Source organism: Methylocapsa polymorpha (assembly GCF_045689225.1).
GTDB classification, from domain to species: domain Bacteria; phylum Pseudomonadota; class Alphaproteobacteria; order Rhizobiales; family Beijerinckiaceae; genus Methylocapsa; species Methylocapsa polymorpha.
In genome coordinates, this window is sequence record NZ_CP136862.1 from 80,561 (window position 1) to 96,337 (window position 15,777).

12 protein-coding genes and 1 riboswitch are annotated in these 15,777 nt (G+C 60.6%); of the genes, 5 read left to right on the forward strand and 7 right to left on the reverse strand.

Going from position 1 to position 15,777, the window contains the following annotated elements; translation table 11 throughout:
• The first annotated feature begins 135 nt into the window (after positions 1 to 135).
• Together nudC and queC are read left to right on the forward strand one after the other, a co-directional pair.
• Entirely contained in the window at positions 136 to 1,110 is a 975-nt protein-coding gene (gene nudC / locus RZS28_RS00420; RefSeq protein ID WP_407339259.1) for an NAD(+) diphosphatase, read from the forward strand.
• Between the two features lie 25 nt (positions 1,111 to 1,135).
• The gene (gene queC / locus RZS28_RS00425) at positions 1,136 to 1,831 is read left to right on the forward strand and encodes a 7-cyano-7-deazaguanine synthase QueC (RefSeq protein WP_407339260.1); all 696 of its coding nucleotides are present in this window, start codon (positions 1,136 to 1,138) and stop codon (positions 1,829 to 1,831) included.
• 87 nt (positions 1,832 to 1,918) lie between these two features.
• On the opposite strand, the gene RZS28_RS00430 is transcribed toward queC, so the two are convergent.
• Both RZS28_RS00430 and RZS28_RS00435 read right to left on the reverse strand, forming a co-directional pair.
• Entirely contained in the window at positions 1,919 to 2,374 is a 456-nt protein-coding gene (locus tag RZS28_RS00430) for a hypothetical protein (protein WP_407339261.1), read from the reverse strand.
• Between the two features lie 54 nt (positions 2,375 to 2,428).
• Positions 2,429 to 2,491, reverse strand: a riboswitch (Fluoride riboswitch).
• Positions 2,492 to 2,688: 197 nt separating this feature from the next.
• The gene (locus RZS28_RS00435) at positions 2,689 to 3,822 is read right to left on the reverse strand and encodes a hypothetical protein (protein WP_407339262.1); all 1,134 of its coding nucleotides are present in this window, start codon (positions 3,820 to 3,822) and stop codon (positions 2,689 to 2,691) included.
• Positions 3,823 to 4,478: 656 nt separating this feature from the next.
• On the opposite strand from RZS28_RS00435, the gene rpsO reads away from it, so the two are divergent.
• Positions 4,479 to 4,748, forward strand: coding sequence for a 30S ribosomal protein S15 (gene rpsO, locus RZS28_RS00440; RefSeq protein WP_407339263.1), 270 nt, complete (start codon positions 4,479 to 4,481; stop codon positions 4,746 to 4,748).
• Positions 4,749 to 5,312: 564 nt separating this feature from the next.
• Positions 5,313 to 7,457 carry a polyribonucleotide nucleotidyltransferase gene (gene pnp / locus RZS28_RS00445; RefSeq protein ID WP_407339264.1) on the forward strand — a complete coding sequence of 715 codons (2,145 nt, stop codon included), beginning with the start codon at positions 5,313 to 5,315 and terminating at the stop codon, positions 7,455 to 7,457.
• A 210-nt stretch (positions 7,458 to 7,667) separates the two neighbouring features.
• Here the strand turns inward: pnp and RZS28_RS00450 are convergent, their stop codons facing one another.
• A complete protein-coding gene (locus RZS28_RS00450; RefSeq protein WP_407339265.1) occupies positions 7,668 to 7,925 on the reverse strand; it encodes a hypothetical protein in 258 nt (85 codons plus the stop codon).
• 444 nt (positions 7,926 to 8,369) lie between these two features.
• Between RZS28_RS00450 and RZS28_RS00455 the strand changes: the two genes are divergently transcribed.
• Positions 8,370 to 9,263: an outer membrane protein gene (locus tag RZS28_RS00455; protein ID WP_407339266.1), complete on the forward strand. Its 894-nt coding sequence runs from the start codon at positions 8,370 to 8,372 to the stop codon at positions 9,261 to 9,263.
• Between the two features lie 38 nt (positions 9,264 to 9,301).
• Here RZS28_RS00455 and RZS28_RS00460 read toward each other — a convergent pair whose 3' ends face one another.
• The 4 genes from RZS28_RS00460 to RZS28_RS00475 all read right to left on the reverse strand — a co-directional run bounded on the left by RZS28_RS00460 (position 9,302) and on the right by RZS28_RS00475 (position 15,715).
• Complete coding sequence (locus tag RZS28_RS00460; RefSeq protein ID WP_407339267.1) at positions 9,302 to 11,512, reverse strand: 3-hydroxyacyl-CoA dehydrogenase NAD-binding domain-containing protein; 2,211 nt, start codon at positions 11,510 to 11,512, stop codon at positions 9,302 to 9,304.
• Positions 11,513 to 11,561: 49 nt separating this feature from the next.
• Positions 11,562 to 12,770 carry an acetyl-CoA C-acetyltransferase gene (locus RZS28_RS00465; RefSeq protein ID WP_407339268.1) on the reverse strand — a complete coding sequence of 403 codons (1,209 nt, stop codon included), beginning with the start codon at positions 12,768 to 12,770 and terminating at the stop codon, positions 11,562 to 11,564.
• A 90-nt stretch (positions 12,771 to 12,860) separates the two neighbouring features.
• Positions 12,861 to 14,654, reverse strand: coding sequence for an acyl-CoA dehydrogenase C-terminal domain-containing protein (locus RZS28_RS00470; RefSeq protein WP_407339269.1), 1,794 nt, complete (start codon positions 14,652 to 14,654; stop codon positions 12,861 to 12,863).
• Positions 14,655 to 15,070: 416 nt separating this feature from the next.
• Entirely contained in the window at positions 15,071 to 15,715 is a 645-nt protein-coding gene (locus RZS28_RS00475) for a MerR family transcriptional regulator (protein ID WP_407339270.1), read from the reverse strand.
• Positions 15,716 to 15,777: the final 62 nt, after the last annotated feature.

A 15,777-nucleotide genomic window follows, 5' to 3' on the forward strand; every position in this document is an offset into this window, starting at 1 on the left:
ATTTGGACCGTCGGCGCAAATTTCGCAACCCATTCGATCTCGATGCTGGGATCGCGGCGCTCGATTTGGCCGGAACCGGCGTTGCAGGTAAATTCGCGGCGCGCGAGCTAAAGCTTCACTCGATAAGGAATTTTTATGCCAGATCGCTCCTTCCATCCGCCCTTCCCGGCGGAGCCATCGGCGCGCACGGGGTTTGCGGTCAATCGGCTCAATCGCATATCGGAACGCCGCGATGACGCGGCTTTCATCGACGGCTTGAAACAGGCCCCGGCATCGAGAAGCCTAGTCCTTTCCGGCGACATTCCCGTCTTGAAGCGGGTCGATGAGGGATATGACGCCTTGTTCACGCTGGCCGAAGCGACCGCGCTCGGCGCGCCGCGCGAGACCGCTTTTCTCGGCGTCGAAGGCGGACTCGCCCTTTTCGCCGCCTTGATCGAGACCGAAACGCCGGAAACCGCGCAGGCGCGGAGCGACATCGTAATGATCGATCTCCGCTCGATCGCCATGCAAGACCTCGTGCCTGTTGAGATCCAAGGCGCGCTCGGCCAGGCGAAAAGCCTCATGCACTGGCACGCACGGCACCGCTTCTGCTCAAATTGCGGCGCGCCAAACCGCGTCGCCGCCGCCGGCTGGCGGCGCGCCTGCGACGCCTGCGGCGCACAGCATTTTCCGCGCACCGATCCCGTGGTCATCATGCTCGTCGTCAACGACAGGGATTGTTTGCTCGCCCGCCACGTCGGCTCCGTTCGCGCGGGCTATCCCGACGGCATGTATTCCTGCCTGGCGGGCTTCATCGAATCGGGTGAGACGCTGGAGGACGCCGTCCGGCGCGAAGTTTTCGAGGAGACGGCGATTAGAATCGGAAGGGTCGATTACCTCGCCTCGCAACCCTGGCCCTTCCCGGCTTCGCTGATGATCGGCTGCGTCGCCCAGGCGGCCAGCCGAGAGGTGACAATCGATGCAAAGGAGCTCCAGGACGCCCACTGGTTCACTCGCGAGGAGGCCGGTCTCATGCTAAGCAACGCCCATCCCGAGGGGCTCGCCTGCCCGCCCAAGCTCGCCATCGCCAATCTCCTGATCGCGGCCTGGGTCGGCGGCGAGGTCCTTTGAGATCGAGCAAGTTGGAGGCTTTCGCATGAGCAAAAAGGCTCTGGTGCTTTTTTCCGGCGGCCAGGATTCGACGACTTGCCTCGCCTTCGCGCTCGACCGCTACGCGCATGTCGAGACGGTCGGCTTCGACTACAACCAGAGGCATCGCATCGAGCTCGATCAACGCGCGACGATCCGCGACGCGCTCGCGCGCGACTTTCCGGCCTGGCGGGAGCGGCTTGGCCCGGATCATTTGATCCGCATCGAGGCCTTGGCCGAAATCTCCGCATCGGCGTTGACGCAAGACATCGAGATTTCGTTCGATGAACGCGGCCTGCCGAATACTTTCGTGCCCGGCCGCAACCTCTTGTTTCTGACCTTCGCGGCGGCGGTCGGCTTCAGGCGCGGCCTCACCCAAATCATCGGGGGCATGTGCGAGACGGATTTTTCCGGCTACCCGGACTGCCGCGACGATTCGGTAAAGGCCATGCAGGTCGCCTTGAACCTTGGCATGGACGCGCGCTTCGTTCTCGAGACGCCCTTGATGTGGCTGGATAAGGCCGACACATGGCGGCTGGCGGAGCGTCTGGGTGGAAAGAAGCTCGTCGAGCTCATCGTCGAGGCGACCCACACCTGCTATCTCGGCGAGCGAGGCGCGAGGCATGATTGGGGCTATGGCTGCGGGTCTTGTCCAGCCTGCATTCTTCGCGCCGAAGGCTGGCGAAAATACGCGGCCTCGTGAAGCCACGCTTCACGAAAGCCATTTGGTTTCTACCTTGGCAAGCTAGAGCCTGCCGAGACTTGAGCGCTGGCCAAGCCTTGCGTCAAATCATTCAAAGACCAACTGCACATGGGTGAATGCTCGGCTGAATAAACCGGTTGGAAGATAACAATAGGGATTGGTCGCAACCGGCGCCTCTTGGCAATTATGGTGGTCCCCCGCCCATTCATATCCGGCGTCATTCAAGCAGCCGATGATCGTCTGCCGAATCTCGCTGCTATTGTGAGTGCCTCTTTGGTCAGGATGCGCGGCCTCGCCCACGAGTTCGCACGCGGTCACTTGCTGCTTCTGATTTTCGAAGAAAAAGCCGGCGGAGACATTGCCGCTGATAAACATCAGCTCGAGCAAGGCGATGAGCACAAGGCCGCCGATCAATGCGCCGACCGCCTGAAGCTTAGTCTTGTAAAAGTGATAGTTAAACAACGTCAACAAAGCAGTGGCGATGAGGCCGCCGCCCACAATAATGATGACTGGGGCCAAAAATATAGAAACGTCTTGTTCCATTACCGCCTACTCCTAGACACGATGACTCGATGACACTCCCGTTACGAAGCGCCTCATAGAGCAGGAGTCATCAGCCAAGCCGGCGGTTAAAGGGGGCACCCCATCCCCTGGCTGCGGCGACATGCGCCGAACAGCCTTATGCGGGCGGTTTAACCTGCCGGGCGCCCCCTGTCAAAAACGGCCATCCGCGACTGAATGCCGCAGACAGCCGGCGACGATCACGAACCAGGTTGGAGAAAACGCCGACCGGGATCAACGAGAAGGCGCTCCAATTCCAGCCGCGCAGGCTTACGCGAGCGCTGAGAATGTCTCCTTCAAGCCTCGCGCTCGCAAGCCTCGCGCACGCGGATTGCGAGAAGCGTCTCGCCAAGACTATTCTGCGTCGTGGCCAAATCCTGCGGCGCGATCTCATCATTCAGCCCCTCCAGCGCGGCTCGGTAGGCGCCGACGGCCTCCCGCGGCGGCTCGGCGCCGCCTCCGCGCAACCCCGTGGCCGCAAGCGCATTGGCGAGATTAGTATGCGTCATCGCCCACAGGGCTGGAACGTGATCGCGGGTCCATTCCTGGAGCGCCGCCTGATAGGCTTCGATCGCCGGGCGCAATCGGTCCAAGCCGTCGTCGCCCGCGCCGAGAATAAGCAAAGCGTCGCCAAGATTATTTTGCGCTTTCGCCCAGTCAAATGGGGCGCGCTCCCGGCTCCATTCCTCAAGCGCGGCGAGATAGGCGTCGACAGCCTCCTCCACCCGATCCCTGTCATCGTCGCTGACGCCCAAGGCCAAAACAGCGTTGCCAAGGTGGAAATTCGTGGCGGCCCAGTCGAGCGGCGCATTCTCCCGCGCGACGAGGCCGAAGGCGCTATGGCAAGTTTCTATCGCTTCGAGAAAGGCCTGCCGATTGCCGAACTCACAGCCGTCACCATAGAGTTCCTGGGCCCGGTCCATCCGGAACCGCCATTCCATCCTTGCGTTCGAGCCGGGGCCGCGCGACGCCGCGACCAGGGCAGCCGCTGCGCCATATTTTTCGGCGGCCGCACGATAATCGAGCCGCAAATGGTCAATCGACGCCGCATCGGCATAAATTTCGGCTTGAGCTTCGGCGCTCTGGCAGCAGGCTGGCTTCTCGCCGCTGGCCCGGCCATCCTCACAAGCCTGGGCCAATGTCTCGACCGCGGCGTCGAGATCGCCGCAGTCGAGGCGAGCCAAAGCCTCAGATCGAATTGGAGCGCAGCCAAGCGAGCCGCTCTCCTCATTGGCCAATCTGGATCGCAGCTGCGCCAGACCATCGACCGCGCCGCGCAGCCGCGTCGGAATTTCCTCCTCCGGGACGCCGGCGTCTCGTATCTTTGCAAGAATCGCCTGGACGGATGCGATAGCGACTCCCCTTTCCTTCGCGTCGCGCGCAAGCTCGGCGGCGAAAGCCGAAATATCGCCGTTTGACGTCGGGCCCATGATCGCCAAGCCGCGCCCCCCGCTGCTGCTATTGCTTTTGCTTCGCGCGCTAAAACAGGCTTTCGCTGCGTATAGACAGGATAATATGACAATATACCACACACAGACTAAGATAATAGTTTGATCAGTTTTGCTCTCTTGAAATCGCCGTGGAATTTCGTTAAATAAATCTAGACTAACGCTAAACATGCCTGCCCCAGATAACCCTTAGCTGCCAAAATATAGGCACATGCTACGGTCAATATTCAAACAAGCAGTGAATTATCGCGATGAATGAGAGCTTCCATAACGCAGGGGCATTTAGCGCATGTTCCGCTCGAAAGTCCCTGAGCCCGACTAATTGACCCAAATGCGCGCGACGCGGAACTGCGTCAGTTGGTCGAACTGGAGGATGCCGGACGCGAAAAGCTTGAGGGGCTCTTCGGAGACGCAATCTGAGGGCGCCCGCAGGCGCCCGGGGCTTGAGCCCCTTTTCTCGCCGCTCGTTTCGTGTATAGGGTTTAAGCGCGCGATCGTTGCGCATCCCACCTGACGAAACCCCGCTGGACGACATCCCGGCCGGGCGGCGCAGCTGGTCAACCTCCCCAGGCCAATTCCCTAAACGCGCCGCATGCGCGCAGCGAAAGGCCTGCTCATCCTGTCGAAAGGTTTATCCGATGTCGATAACTGGGGAGCGCAAGCAAGCGCTCGTGAAAGAATATGCGTTGAAGTCGGGCGACACCGGCTCGCCTGAAGTTCAAGTTGCGATCCTGACCGAGCGGATCGCCAATTTGACCGAGCATTTCAAGACCCATGTCAAAGACAATCACTCGCGGCGCGGTCTGCTTAAGCTCGTCTCGCAGCGCCGCCAACTTCTGGATTATGTGAAGGCACGGGACGAGCCACGCTACAAATCCTTGATTGAACGCCTCGGCATCCGGCGCTAGACCATGCGTTGCGAAACTGGCGCGCCGGTTTCGGTAAATTCGTATCCGATCAAAAGCTTGACAGCGTCGTCTGATTCGATCTCGTCGGACTTCGCCAAAAAGCGCGATCTTTCGGAAGCGGTCGGGCTTTCAGACGAGATCATGCCGGAAAGCGGACAGTAGAGAGCCTATCAAGCAAACTGGACTGCCGGTCTCGCTTCGCTGCCTACGCCAGAGCAAAAGCCTGGCGCAGGTCGCGGCAAACTTCGAATGGGTCGGCGTTCGTCCACCCGAGACAATTGGGCTGGCATCCGCGCGACGAAGCCGCTTCTCGTCGAAGCCTGCGCGAGACTCCGTCGGATGACGCGGCCTACCTTGCAAATTTTGAGAGCGAAGCCGCTGCGGCTTCGCTCTCACGGGACGCGGCGGCATGGGGCCGCCGGCCTGAAACCCGGTGAAGACAGAACGCGCCATGGCAGGATCGCCAGGCGCTGTCTCGGGCGGCTTCGTCCGCCTTCGCGACAGCTTCTAGCCGTCTTGCTCTGGCCTTCATCTTCGCCCTTTCACTTAAAGAAAGACGAATGAATGTTCGAGATACATCGTGAAGAACTCGATTGGGCCGGGCGCAAGCTCGTGCTCGAAACCGGCAAGATCGCCCGCCAGGCCGACGGCGCGGTCGTCGCAACCTATGGAGAAACCACCGTTCTCGCCAGTGTCGTATCGGCAAAGACGGCGAAGGCCGGCCAGGACTTCTTTCCCCTGACCGTCAATTATCAGGAAAAGGCTTTCGCGGCGGGGCGCATACCCGGCGGCTATTTCAAGCGCGAAGGGCGGCCTTCGGAGAAAGAGACGCTGGTCTCCCGCCTGATCGATCGGCCGATCCGCCCTTTGTTTCCAGATGGCTATCGCAACGATACGCAAGTCATCGTGACGGTGCTTTCGCATGACCTCGAAAACGACCCCGATATTTTGGCGATGGTCGCAACCTCGGCGGCGCTGACTTTGTCAGGCGTCCCCTTCATGGGCCCGGTCGGCGCGGCGCGCGTCGGCTTCATCAATGGCGCGCTGAAGCTTAATCCGACGGTCGAGGAATTGAAGGACTCGGCTCTTGACCTCGTCGTCGCCGGCACCGGCGACGCCGTTCTCATGGTCGAATCGGAAGCCAAGGAGCTCTCAGAAGCGGTCCTGCTTGACGCCGTCATGACCGGCCATCGCGGCTTTCAGCCGGTGATCGACGCGATCATCCGGCTCGCCGAAAAGGCCGCCAAGGAGCCGCGCGATCTCGTCGTCGCCGACAAGTCGGAGATTGAGGCGGCGGTGCGCCAGGTCGCGGAGGCCGAATTGCGCGAGGCCTATAAGATCACCTCGAAGCAGGATCGCTATGCCGCGGTCGACGCGGTCAAGGCGAAAGTCGCCGCGGCCCTTTTCTCGACCGAAGACGAGGCCAAATACTCCAAGGAAGACGTTGCGGAGGTGTTTCACGATCTGCAAGCCAAGGTCGTGCGCTGGAACATTCTCGATAGCGGGATTCGGATCGACGGGCGCGACGTCAGGACGGTTCGCCCGATCCGCGCCGAGGTCGGCCTTCTCCCGCGCACGCATGGCTCGGCCCTCTTCACGCGTGGGGAGACGCAAGCCCTGGTCGTCGCGACGCTGGGCACTGGCGAGGACGAGCAATTCGTCGACAGTCTGGAAGGCACCTACAAGGAGCGCTTCCTTCTGCACTACAACTTCCCTCCCTATTCGGTCGGCGAGACCGGCCGCATCGGCTCGCCTGGGCGGCGCGAGATCGGCCATGGCAAGCTCGCCTGGCGCGCGATCCATCCGATGCTGCCGACCGCGGCTGAATTTCCTTATACGGTGCGCATCGTTTCCGAGATCACTGAATCGAATGGCTCATCCTCGATGGCCACGGTTTGCGGCTCCTCGCTCGCCTTGATGGACGCTGGCGTTCCCTTGAAGCGGCCGACCGCCGGCATCGCCATGGGCCTGATCCTGGAGGGCGAACGCTACGCCGTCCTCTCCGATATTCTCGGCGACGAGGACCATCTCGGCGACATGGATTTCAAGGTGGCCGGCACCGAACAGGGCATCACCTCGCTGCAGATGGACATCAAGATCACCGGCATCAATGAGGAGATCATGCGGGTCGCCCTCGATCAGGCGAAGGCCGGCCGCCTTCACATCCTGGGCGAAATGTCCAAGGCGCTCACTGGCGCGCGGGCGGAGCTCGGCGAATTCGCGCCGCGCATAGAAACTTTGAAAATCCCGACCGACAAGATCCGCGAAGTGATCGGCACGGGCGGCAAGGTCATCCGCGAAATCGTCGAAAAGACCGGCGCCAAGATCAATATCGAAGACGACGGCACGGTGAAAGTCGCCTCAGCCGACGCCAATTCGATTCGCGCCGCGATCAATTGGATCAAATCCATCGCGAGCGATCCGGAAGTCGGCCAGATCTATGACGGCACTGTCGTCAAGGTTGTGGACTTCGGCGCCTTCGTGAATTTCTTCGGCTCCAAGGACGGTCTCGTCCATATTTCGCAGCTCGCCAAGGGAAGGGTCGCCAAGTCCTCCGATGTCGTCAAGGAAGGCGACAAGGTCAAAGTGAAGCTTCTGGGATTCGACGATCGAGGCAAGGTGCGGCTGTCCATGCGCATCGTCGATCAGCAGACCGGCGAAGACCTCGAGGGCAAGGAAAAGGCGGAGCAGCAGGAGGCCGACGTCTAGAGCATGTTCCGAAAAACTGGATCGACTTTTTCGATCAGGACATGCTCCGACTTCGTGATCTGGAGCGAGTTCTTTCCGATCGGATGATTCCATCCGATCGGAACGCGCTCTAAAAATTCGCGGCGAGGCGCCTTCTATGAAGGCGCTTCTCGCTCGGCCTTATGTAGCGCGCGATCTCGCCTAGCGCGGAGATATGCTCTCGCCCGAAGCCTATTCTTTCGATACGGCGATGCGAAGAAGTCTCTCCTTGACGCAATCGAGACCGCCGAGCATGCCGTAGCTCACCACCGCGCCCGCGTAGCTATAAGCAACGGCTTTGTCCTTGTGGACATAGGCGCCAGCGAAGCCTACAATGTCGCCGGCTTTCGCGGCCGCGAGCAGACGCTCGAGCTCCTGGATCACGGTCGGATTTGGCTGCGCGGGAGGCGCGGTGACGGCTCCGCGAAGACTGACTATTTTTTCAGACATGGTCGGGCTCGCCGCCTAGGATGGCGCAGCAAATTGCTTGCGCAATTTGATTGGCCAAGCAAGCTTTATGCCGCGGCCCAGTCCTAAGACGCCGCCACGCGCTTGAACCGGAGCAGGCGCGCCGACCGCGCTGCGATCTTGGAGGAGATTGAGGAACCTATCTTGGCTCGTTCGCCGGCCGGCCGGACCGCCCGGCCTGCACAAGCTGATAAGCTTCAGCCAATCAAATCAGTGAACGATCTTGCCAACGAATGGCTGAATCGCCTTGTCCACAGGTTGGCGACATCCGCCTTCTATTAAGTGACTCTTTGGCAACAGCCGGTCGAATTTCGTAGGCCTTGGCCAAGCTGGCCTTGCCGAACCCTCCGCAAATCGCTTTTCATCGCGTAGCAAGAAATTATTTCATCGCGTAGCAAGAAATTAGCGGAGCAGGAGCGCGGGCCCGTGAAAATCCCCACCAAAATTTACTTTTTTAAAAAAACTTTCGCTTTCATAGGCGGGCGAGGCCATGCGCATCGGGTCGCTGCGGCGCGCAATATTGTTTTTTCCTTTATGCTCGCCGCCGCCGTAGGATCGGCCTATGCCGCCGATCTTCCCTCCAAGATAAGCGCGCCGGTCTTTACGCCGCCTCCCCCGCCGCCTGCATATGATTGGACAGGTTTTTACGTCGGCGTGAATGTCGGCTATGGGATCGATCATTTCGCCTTCCCTTATATTATTTCATCGCCCACGCCCGGCGCCGTCTTTCAGGGCCGGTCCGGAATTACGGCGACGGGCCCCGTGGGCGGCGTCCAGGCCGGATTCAATTATCAATTTCCTTTTGGATTGGTGCTTGGCGTCGAGCTCGACAACGACTGGTCGGGCATAAGAGGCCAGACCACCGTCAATGGCGCAATGGTTTCCGGTGGATTTGGCAGCGCTACATTCGGCTCCAAATTCCAGGATTTCGCGACCGCGCGCGGCCGCATCGGCTATGCGCTTGACCGATTCATGATCTATTTCACGGGCGGCGCGACCGTCGGATCGGTGAATACATATTACAGCGCGGCGACGACAGCGCCCTTCTCCGCGAGTGGATCAAGCACGGCGACGCGCTCCGGCTTGCTGCCCCATGTCGGCGTGATCGGCATCGGCGCCGAATACGCCATCGCGAAAAATCTGACGATCAAGGCCGAGTATTTATACGATTTCATCAATGCGCGGAATACGTCCTACAATACGCCCGCAGGAACGGTGAATTTCGGAACGCGCACGATGTATCACATCGCACGCGTAGGTCTGAATTATAAGTTCGATTGGCTGTCTCCGGCCCCTGCCCCCGTCGTCGCGAAATATTGAAGATCAAGGCCGCGCGCGTGGCCTTATGATGACACGGCTCATGCGACGCGACGCGTCTCTCCTGCGAAGCGCCCATAGAAAGTCTCATGGGCTTTCGCCATGTCGATCAGGATTTGCGGCGGAGCGAAGCGGTGGCCGTATTTTTGCTGCAGCCGATCGCAGAGCACCACGAAATTCGCCGCGCCGATCCCATCGATATAGCTCAAAACGCCGCCGGTGAAAGGCGCGAAGCCGAAGCCAATGATCGATCCGACATCCGCCTCGCGCGGATCGGTCACGATGCCCTCCTCGACCGCGCGCGCCGCTTCGAGCGCCTGCGCGACAAGGAAGCGCCGTTTGAACTCGGCGACATCGATTCGATCCGGATCGAGCTTGGTTGGCTGGAAAGCGGCGAGACCGAGCCATAAGGATTTAGGGCCTTGGCTCGGATAGTCGTAAAAGCCCTTGCCATTCTTGCGGCCAAGCCGCCCATGGTCTTCAACCATCGCCTTCAGCAATCGCAATTGATTCGGATCGACAGCCTCCGCGCCCAGATCCTGCTTCGTAGCCTCGAGGATTTTCAAGGCGAGGTCGAGCGCGACCTCATCGTTGAGCGCGAGCGGCCCGACCGGCATTCCCGCCATTTTCGCGACATTCTCGATAAGCGCCGGCGGCGCTCCTTCGAGCAGCATGATATGCCCTTCGCGGATGAAAGCGCCGACGCAGCGATTGGCGAAGAAACCGCGCGAATCATTGACGACGATCGGAGTCTTCTTGATCGCGCGAACATAATCCAAAGCGACCGCGAGCGCGCGATCGCCGGTTTTCTCGCCCCGAATCACTTCGACGAGCAACATTTTCTCGACCGGCGAGAAGAAATGAATGCCGACGAATTGCTCCGGCTCGGCATAGGCTTCGGCGAGCGACGTGATCGGCAGAGTCGAAGTGTTCGATGCGAAAATCGCGTTTGGCCCGATCGCGAGCCGCGCTTTTCGCGTCGCGTCGGCCTTGATCGCCCGGTCCTCGAAAACAGCCTCGATCACGAGATCGGAGCCGGCGAGATCATTATAATCGGCTGATGTCTTGATCCGGCCGAGCAGCGCCTCCTTATCGGCGGTCTTGGCGCGGCCCTTCAGCACTTGCGAGGAAATGAGCTGCTCGCAAAACGCCTTCCCCTTGTCGGCGGAGGCTTGATCGCGGTCGATCAGCACAACCTCGACGCCGGCGCCTGCCGTCACATAAGCGATCCCGGCGCCCATGAAGCCCGCGCCGAGGACGCCAACTTTTTTGATCGCCGCGGCGGAGACATGGGCTGGACGGCGCGCGCCCTTGTTCAACTCGCCCATGGAAACGAACAGGGTGCGAATCATCGCAGCCGCTTCCGGCGAACGCAGGATCTTGGCGAACCAGCGCGACTCGACGCGCAGCGCAAGGTCCATAGGCAGTTGCAGGCCTTCATAGACGCTGTGCAGAATCGCCTTGGCGGCAGGGTAATTGTCATGCGTTTCGCGGCGATAAATCGCATTGGCGGCGGGCCAAACCATCATGCCCCCGGGCGAAAACACCTTGCCGGACGGAAGCTTGAACGTGTTCTCGTCCCAAGGCGCGACGCCTTTCGCCCCGCCGGCGATGATGGCCTTGGCTTTCCCGATGATCTCTCCCAGGGGCGCAACCTCATGCGCCAGATTCATGGTCTTGGCGGCCTTGGGCCTGATCTGCTCGCCCTTGAAAAGCATTTGCAGCGCGTCGCCCGTGTGCATCAGCCGCGCGACGCGCTGGGTTCCGCCGGCGCCGGGAAACAGGCCGACCTTGATCTCGGGCAAGCCAACCCGCGCTTTATCTTCGTCCGCGACGACGCGGTAATGGCAGGCAAGCGCAAGCTCGAATGCGCCGCCGAGACAAAGTCCGTTGATCGCCGCAGCGAAAGGCTTGCCGCAGGTCTCAAGCTTTCGATAGACGAGCGATAGGCGTCGCGAAGCTTCAAAAAAGAGCCTTGCGGCTTCCTCTTCGCCTTTTTCCCGCCGCGCCCTTTGATAGTCGGCCGCCGCCGTCTGAAGCATGGAAAGATCAGCGCCGCCGGAAAACGTCTCTTTGCCCGATGTAATGACGCAGCCCTTGATCGCGGAATCGGCCGCGACATGGTCGATGACCTTTTCCAGCTCATCGATGACTTGCGGCGTGATGACATTCATCGACCGCCCCGCCATGTCCCAGGTCAGCAGCGCGACGCCATCCGCATCGGTTTCAAAGCGGAAATTCAAGAGGTCCATCTGTCTCTCCCCGCACTCTTGCGTTGCATCGGAACGGATGCTGCCTCGTCTACACGCGCTCGATGATTGTCGCGGTGCCCATGCCCGCGCCTATGCACAAGGTGACGAGCGCCGTCGCTTTGCCTATGCGTTCGAGCTCATCGAGCGCGGCGCCGAGCAGCATGGCACCGGTTGCGCCAAGAGGATGCCCCATTGCGATCGCGCCGCCATTGACATTGACCTTTTCCGCGTCGAGTTCGAAGGCCTGAAGATAGCGCAAGACGACCGCCGCGAAAGCCTCGTTGACCTCGAAGAGATCGATGTCGGCGAGCGTCATTCCGGCGCGGGCCAAAACCTTTTTCGTAACGTCGACAGGGCCAGTCAGCATCATCGCCGGCTCCGAGCCGATATTAGCGAAAGCGCGAATTTTTCCGCGCGGCTTCAAGCCCGCGGCGCTTCCCGCCTCGGCCGACCCGATGAGGACGGCCGCCGCGCCATCGACAATGCCCGACGAATTGCCGGCATGATGGACATGTCGGATCTTTTCGACCTCTGGATGCGCGTCGATGGCGACCGCATCGAATCCTCCCTGCTCGCCCATCATCGCAAAGGAAGGTTTCAACGCCGCGAGCGACTGCATGTCGGTCGAAGGCCGCATATGTTCGTCGCGGTCGAGAAGGGTGATGCCGTTGACGTCGCGCACCGGCGCGATCGAATGCTTAAAATAGCCCTTCGTCCAGGCGTTCGCCGCCCGTTGTTGCGATTGAACCGCATAGGCGTCGACGTCGTCGCGGGAGAATCCATATTTCGTCGCGATGAGATCGGCCGAGACGCCTTGCGGCATGAAATAGGATTTGATCGCGATCGCCGGATCGACCGGCCACGCCCCGCCGGACGCGCCAAGGCCGACTCGGCTCATCGATTCGACGCCGCCGCCGATCGTCAACTCATGTTGGCCGGCCATGACTTGCGCCGCCGCGAAATTGACCGCGTCCAATCCCGAGGCGCAGAAACGATTGATCTGAACGCCCGGCACATGGTCGCCGTAATCGGCGGTGAGAGCCGCGGCGCGGGCTATGTTGCCGCCAGCCTCGCCGACCGGATCGACGCAGCCCAAAACCACGTCGTCGACAAATTTCGTATCGAGGTCGCTGCGATCCTTGATCGCTCGCAAAACCGTGGCCGCAAGCCCGAGGCTCGACACCTCATGCAAGGCGCCGTCCGACTTGCCGCGCCCGCGCGGGGTGCGCACATGATCGTAGATGAAGGCCTGCGCCATGTTCTCCTCCTCGCCATGCGCTCGAACAATGCGCCGTTTGACCGCCTATTCATATGACGCCGCCGCGGCTGCAATCCGCGGGCGAAACGCTCAAAACAATTCGGCGGGCAAAGCCATTATTGCATCGGCGCCGGCCGTGATGCGCGCCAGATGCGCGCCCGTTTCGGGCATGATGCGCTCAATGAAATATTTGCCTGTCAGCAATTTGGCCTCCATGGCGGACGCTTGACCGTCGCCCTTGGCCAGCCTGGCGAGCGCCGCCTTGGTGATTTGCGCCCACATGAAGCCGAGCGCGACCAGTCCAAAAAGATGCATATAGTCATAGGAGCCCGCGCCCGCATTGTCCGGCTTTGCCATCGCGTTTTGCATGAACCATAAAGTCGCCTGCTCGAGATGATCGGCGCCCTGCTTCAGCCCGGCAAGATAGGGCTTCAACCGCGGCTCGGCTTCATTCTCCTTGATGAAGGATCTGATCTCGCCGAAGAAGCTCATGATCGCGCGGCCGCCGTCCCGAGCGAGCTTGCGGCCGACGAGGTCGAGGGCCTGAATGCCGTTGGCGCCTTCATAGATCATGGCGATCCGGGCGTCGCGAACGAACTGCTCCATCCCCCATTCCGCGATATAGCCATGGCCGCCGAAAACCTGCTGCGCCCTCACGGCATTGTCGAAGCCGACATCCGTGAGCACGCCTTTCAGCACAGGAGTGAGGAGGCTCAGATGATCGGCCGCCGCTTGGAGCGCAGCCTTGTCATCGGATCGATGGGCAATGTCGCTCCTGAGCGCGGTCCAGAGGACGAGCGCGCGGGCGGCTTCGTTGAAGGCGCGAATCGACATAAGATTGCGCCGCACGTCCGGGTGCACGATGATCGGATCAGCGGGCTTTTCTGGAAACTTCGGCCCTGACAGAGAGCGTCCCTGCAGACGATCCTTCGCATAGGCGGCGGCGTTCTGATAGGCGACCTCGGAGATCGCGAGCCCCTGAATTGCGACGCCGAGACGAGCCTCGTTCATCATGACGAACATCGCGTTGAGGCCCTTATTCGCCTCGCCGATCAGCCAGCCCTTGGCGCCGTCGTAATTCATGACGCAGGTTGAGTTGCCGTGAATGCCCATCTTGTGCTCGATCGAGCCGCAAGCAAGCTTGTTGCGCGCCCCAAGCGCGCCATCCGCCTCGATCAGAAATTTCGGCGCGACAAAAAGAGAGATTCCTTTGACGCCTGCGGGCGCTCCTTCGATGCGGGCGAGGACGAGGTGAATGATATTTTCGGCCAAGTCATGCTCGCCGGCCGAAATGAAGATTTTTTCGCCGAAGAGCGCGTAAGACCCGTCCCCATTAAGGACCGCCTTGGTCTTCAACATTCCGAGGTCGGTGCCGCAATGCGATTCGGTCAGGTTCATTGTTCCTGACCACGCGCCGCTGATGAGCTTCGGCGCAAAGATTTTTTTCTGCGCCTCGGATCCGTGGGTGAGAAGCGCCGCTAGCGCGCCTTGGCTGAGGCCGGGATACATGGCGAAAGCCATGTTCGCCGAGCTCGCGAATTCATTGACGATTGCGGCAAGCGTATAAGGAAGGCCCTGGCCGCCGAACTCCGTTGGGGCCGCGAGTCCAACCCAGCCCCCGGCGACGAAAGCGCGATAGGCGTCCTTGAATCCGGGCGGCGTCTCCACCTCGCCGTCTTGGCGGCGGACGCAGCCGGCGCGATCGCCGACCTGATTCAAAGGTTGGAGGGCCTCCTCACAGAATTTCGCCGCCTCTGCAAGGATAGCTTCGACAAGGTCCGGCGTCGATTCGGCGAATCCTGGCAGACTGCCATAGCGCGAGATGTCGAACACGTCGTTCAGGAGGAACACAACCTCGTCGACGGGCGCCTTATAGCTCGGCATCAAACGCCTTCCTGATTGGCCTGCGGGATTTACGCGAGAAGCGCTTCGCCCCGAGAGCCATATGCCTGTACAAGATTACATATGAACTCCCAAGCCCTCGACAAGTTTCCGCCTCTGAATTCCCTGCGTCGTCAGGCGCCGAAACAGGCGTTCCGCCGGATCTTGTTCGGCTGCTCCTCTCCCGCGCCTTGCGGCAGCGAAATTGTGCTCGGCGCTTGGCCTAGGCGACGATCTGAGCATGGGCGATGATGATGCAGATAAAAGCCCGATCCAAAAGCTGAATCGGGCCGTTTTGGCTGCGTAGTCGATGCGCGAGCCTATGGTTCGGCGCATCCGCCTCCGCGTCGGCTTATCATCCTGGACCCGGCGTCCTCATGCGCATTCCTGTCCGAGCCGAGCGGGAGATCTTGCTTGGCTCATGATACCGCTATGCGACATGGAGATTGAAGAAGGCGCCGATGCGCGTCCCGCAATGCCACGATTGCTTCATCAAGGTCCTTGCGTTGACGTTCGAGATAATCGATCTGGGCGACGATCTGCTCGGGGGGCAGGCCCATCTCCAAGTCCAAGTTCTCCAACTCATCGCCCGTTAAGTTATGCATAGCCAAGTCTTGCGCCGCGGACGTCGTCAGCTCCGTCATGGTCGAAGGCTGGGCGGCCCTGTTCTGATCCCCCGTCGTCGCTTCGCGTGCGGCCAAAATGTCGTGGATCTCAGACAAAGTGAACCCGAGCTGTTTGCCTTTGAGAATCATCTTGAGATAGAGCCGGTCGCGCGCGCTGTACCGGCGCGCCGTGCCCTCGCGCCTCGGGTGAAGAAGGCCGCGATCCTCGTAAAACCGAAGCGCGCGAATGCTGACGCCAAAGTCGCGCGCCATCTCGCGGATCGTGCTCCAATGCCCCGCCGATTTGCTCGCCGCGGGATCAGACAGACGCAACTCGGACTTAGGGGGCTTAGACGAACGCAAGCGCGACGAATTTGGCCGGAGCTCCGGATCGCCTTGAGCCCGACGCAAGCCGTCCTGTGGCTGATAATTTCTGTCATGCGCTGGGTTTGTGTCCATCGCAATCACCTCCAATTCCTGGTGAAATCCAACTCGAAAAAAATATGCAAACTTTGAGGATT

Coding starts and splice junctions, on each gene's coding strand:
- RZS28_RS00430 (WP_407339261.1), bottom strand. CDS start 2,374: ATGGAACAAGACGTTTCTATATTTTTGGCCCCAGTCATCATTATTGTG.
- RZS28_RS00470 (WP_407339269.1), bottom strand. CDS start 14,654: ATGCCGAGCTATAAGGCGCCCGTCGACGAGGTTGTGTTCCTCCTGAAC.
- RZS28_RS00435 (WP_407339262.1), bottom strand. CDS start 3,822: ATGGGCCCGACGTCAAACGGCGATATTTCGGCTTTCGCCGCCGAGCTT.
- RZS28_RS00465 (WP_407339268.1), bottom strand. CDS start 12,770: ATGGCGCAGGCCTTCATCTACGATCATGTGCGCACCCCGCGCGGGCGC.
- RZS28_RS00475 (WP_407339270.1), bottom strand. CDS start 15,715: ATGGACACAAACCCAGCGCATGACAGAAATTATCAGCCACAGGACGGC.
- nudC (WP_407339259.1), top strand. CDS start 136: ATGCCAGATCGCTCCTTCCATCCGCCCTTCCCGGCGGAGCCATCGGCG.
- rpsO (WP_407339263.1), top strand. CDS start 4,479: ATGTCGATAACTGGGGAGCGCAAGCAAGCGCTCGTGAAAGAATATGCG.
- RZS28_RS00450 (WP_407339265.1), bottom strand. CDS start 7,925: ATGTCTGAAAAAATAGTCAGTCTTCGCGGAGCCGTCACCGCGCCTCCC.
- queC (WP_407339260.1), top strand. CDS start 1,136: ATGAGCAAAAAGGCTCTGGTGCTTTTTTCCGGCGGCCAGGATTCGACG.
- RZS28_RS00460 (WP_407339267.1), bottom strand. CDS start 11,512: ATGGACCTCTTGAATTTCCGCTTTGAAACCGATGCGGATGGCGTCGCG.
- pnp (WP_407339264.1), top strand. CDS start 5,313: ATGTTCGAGATACATCGTGAAGAACTCGATTGGGCCGGGCGCAAGCTC.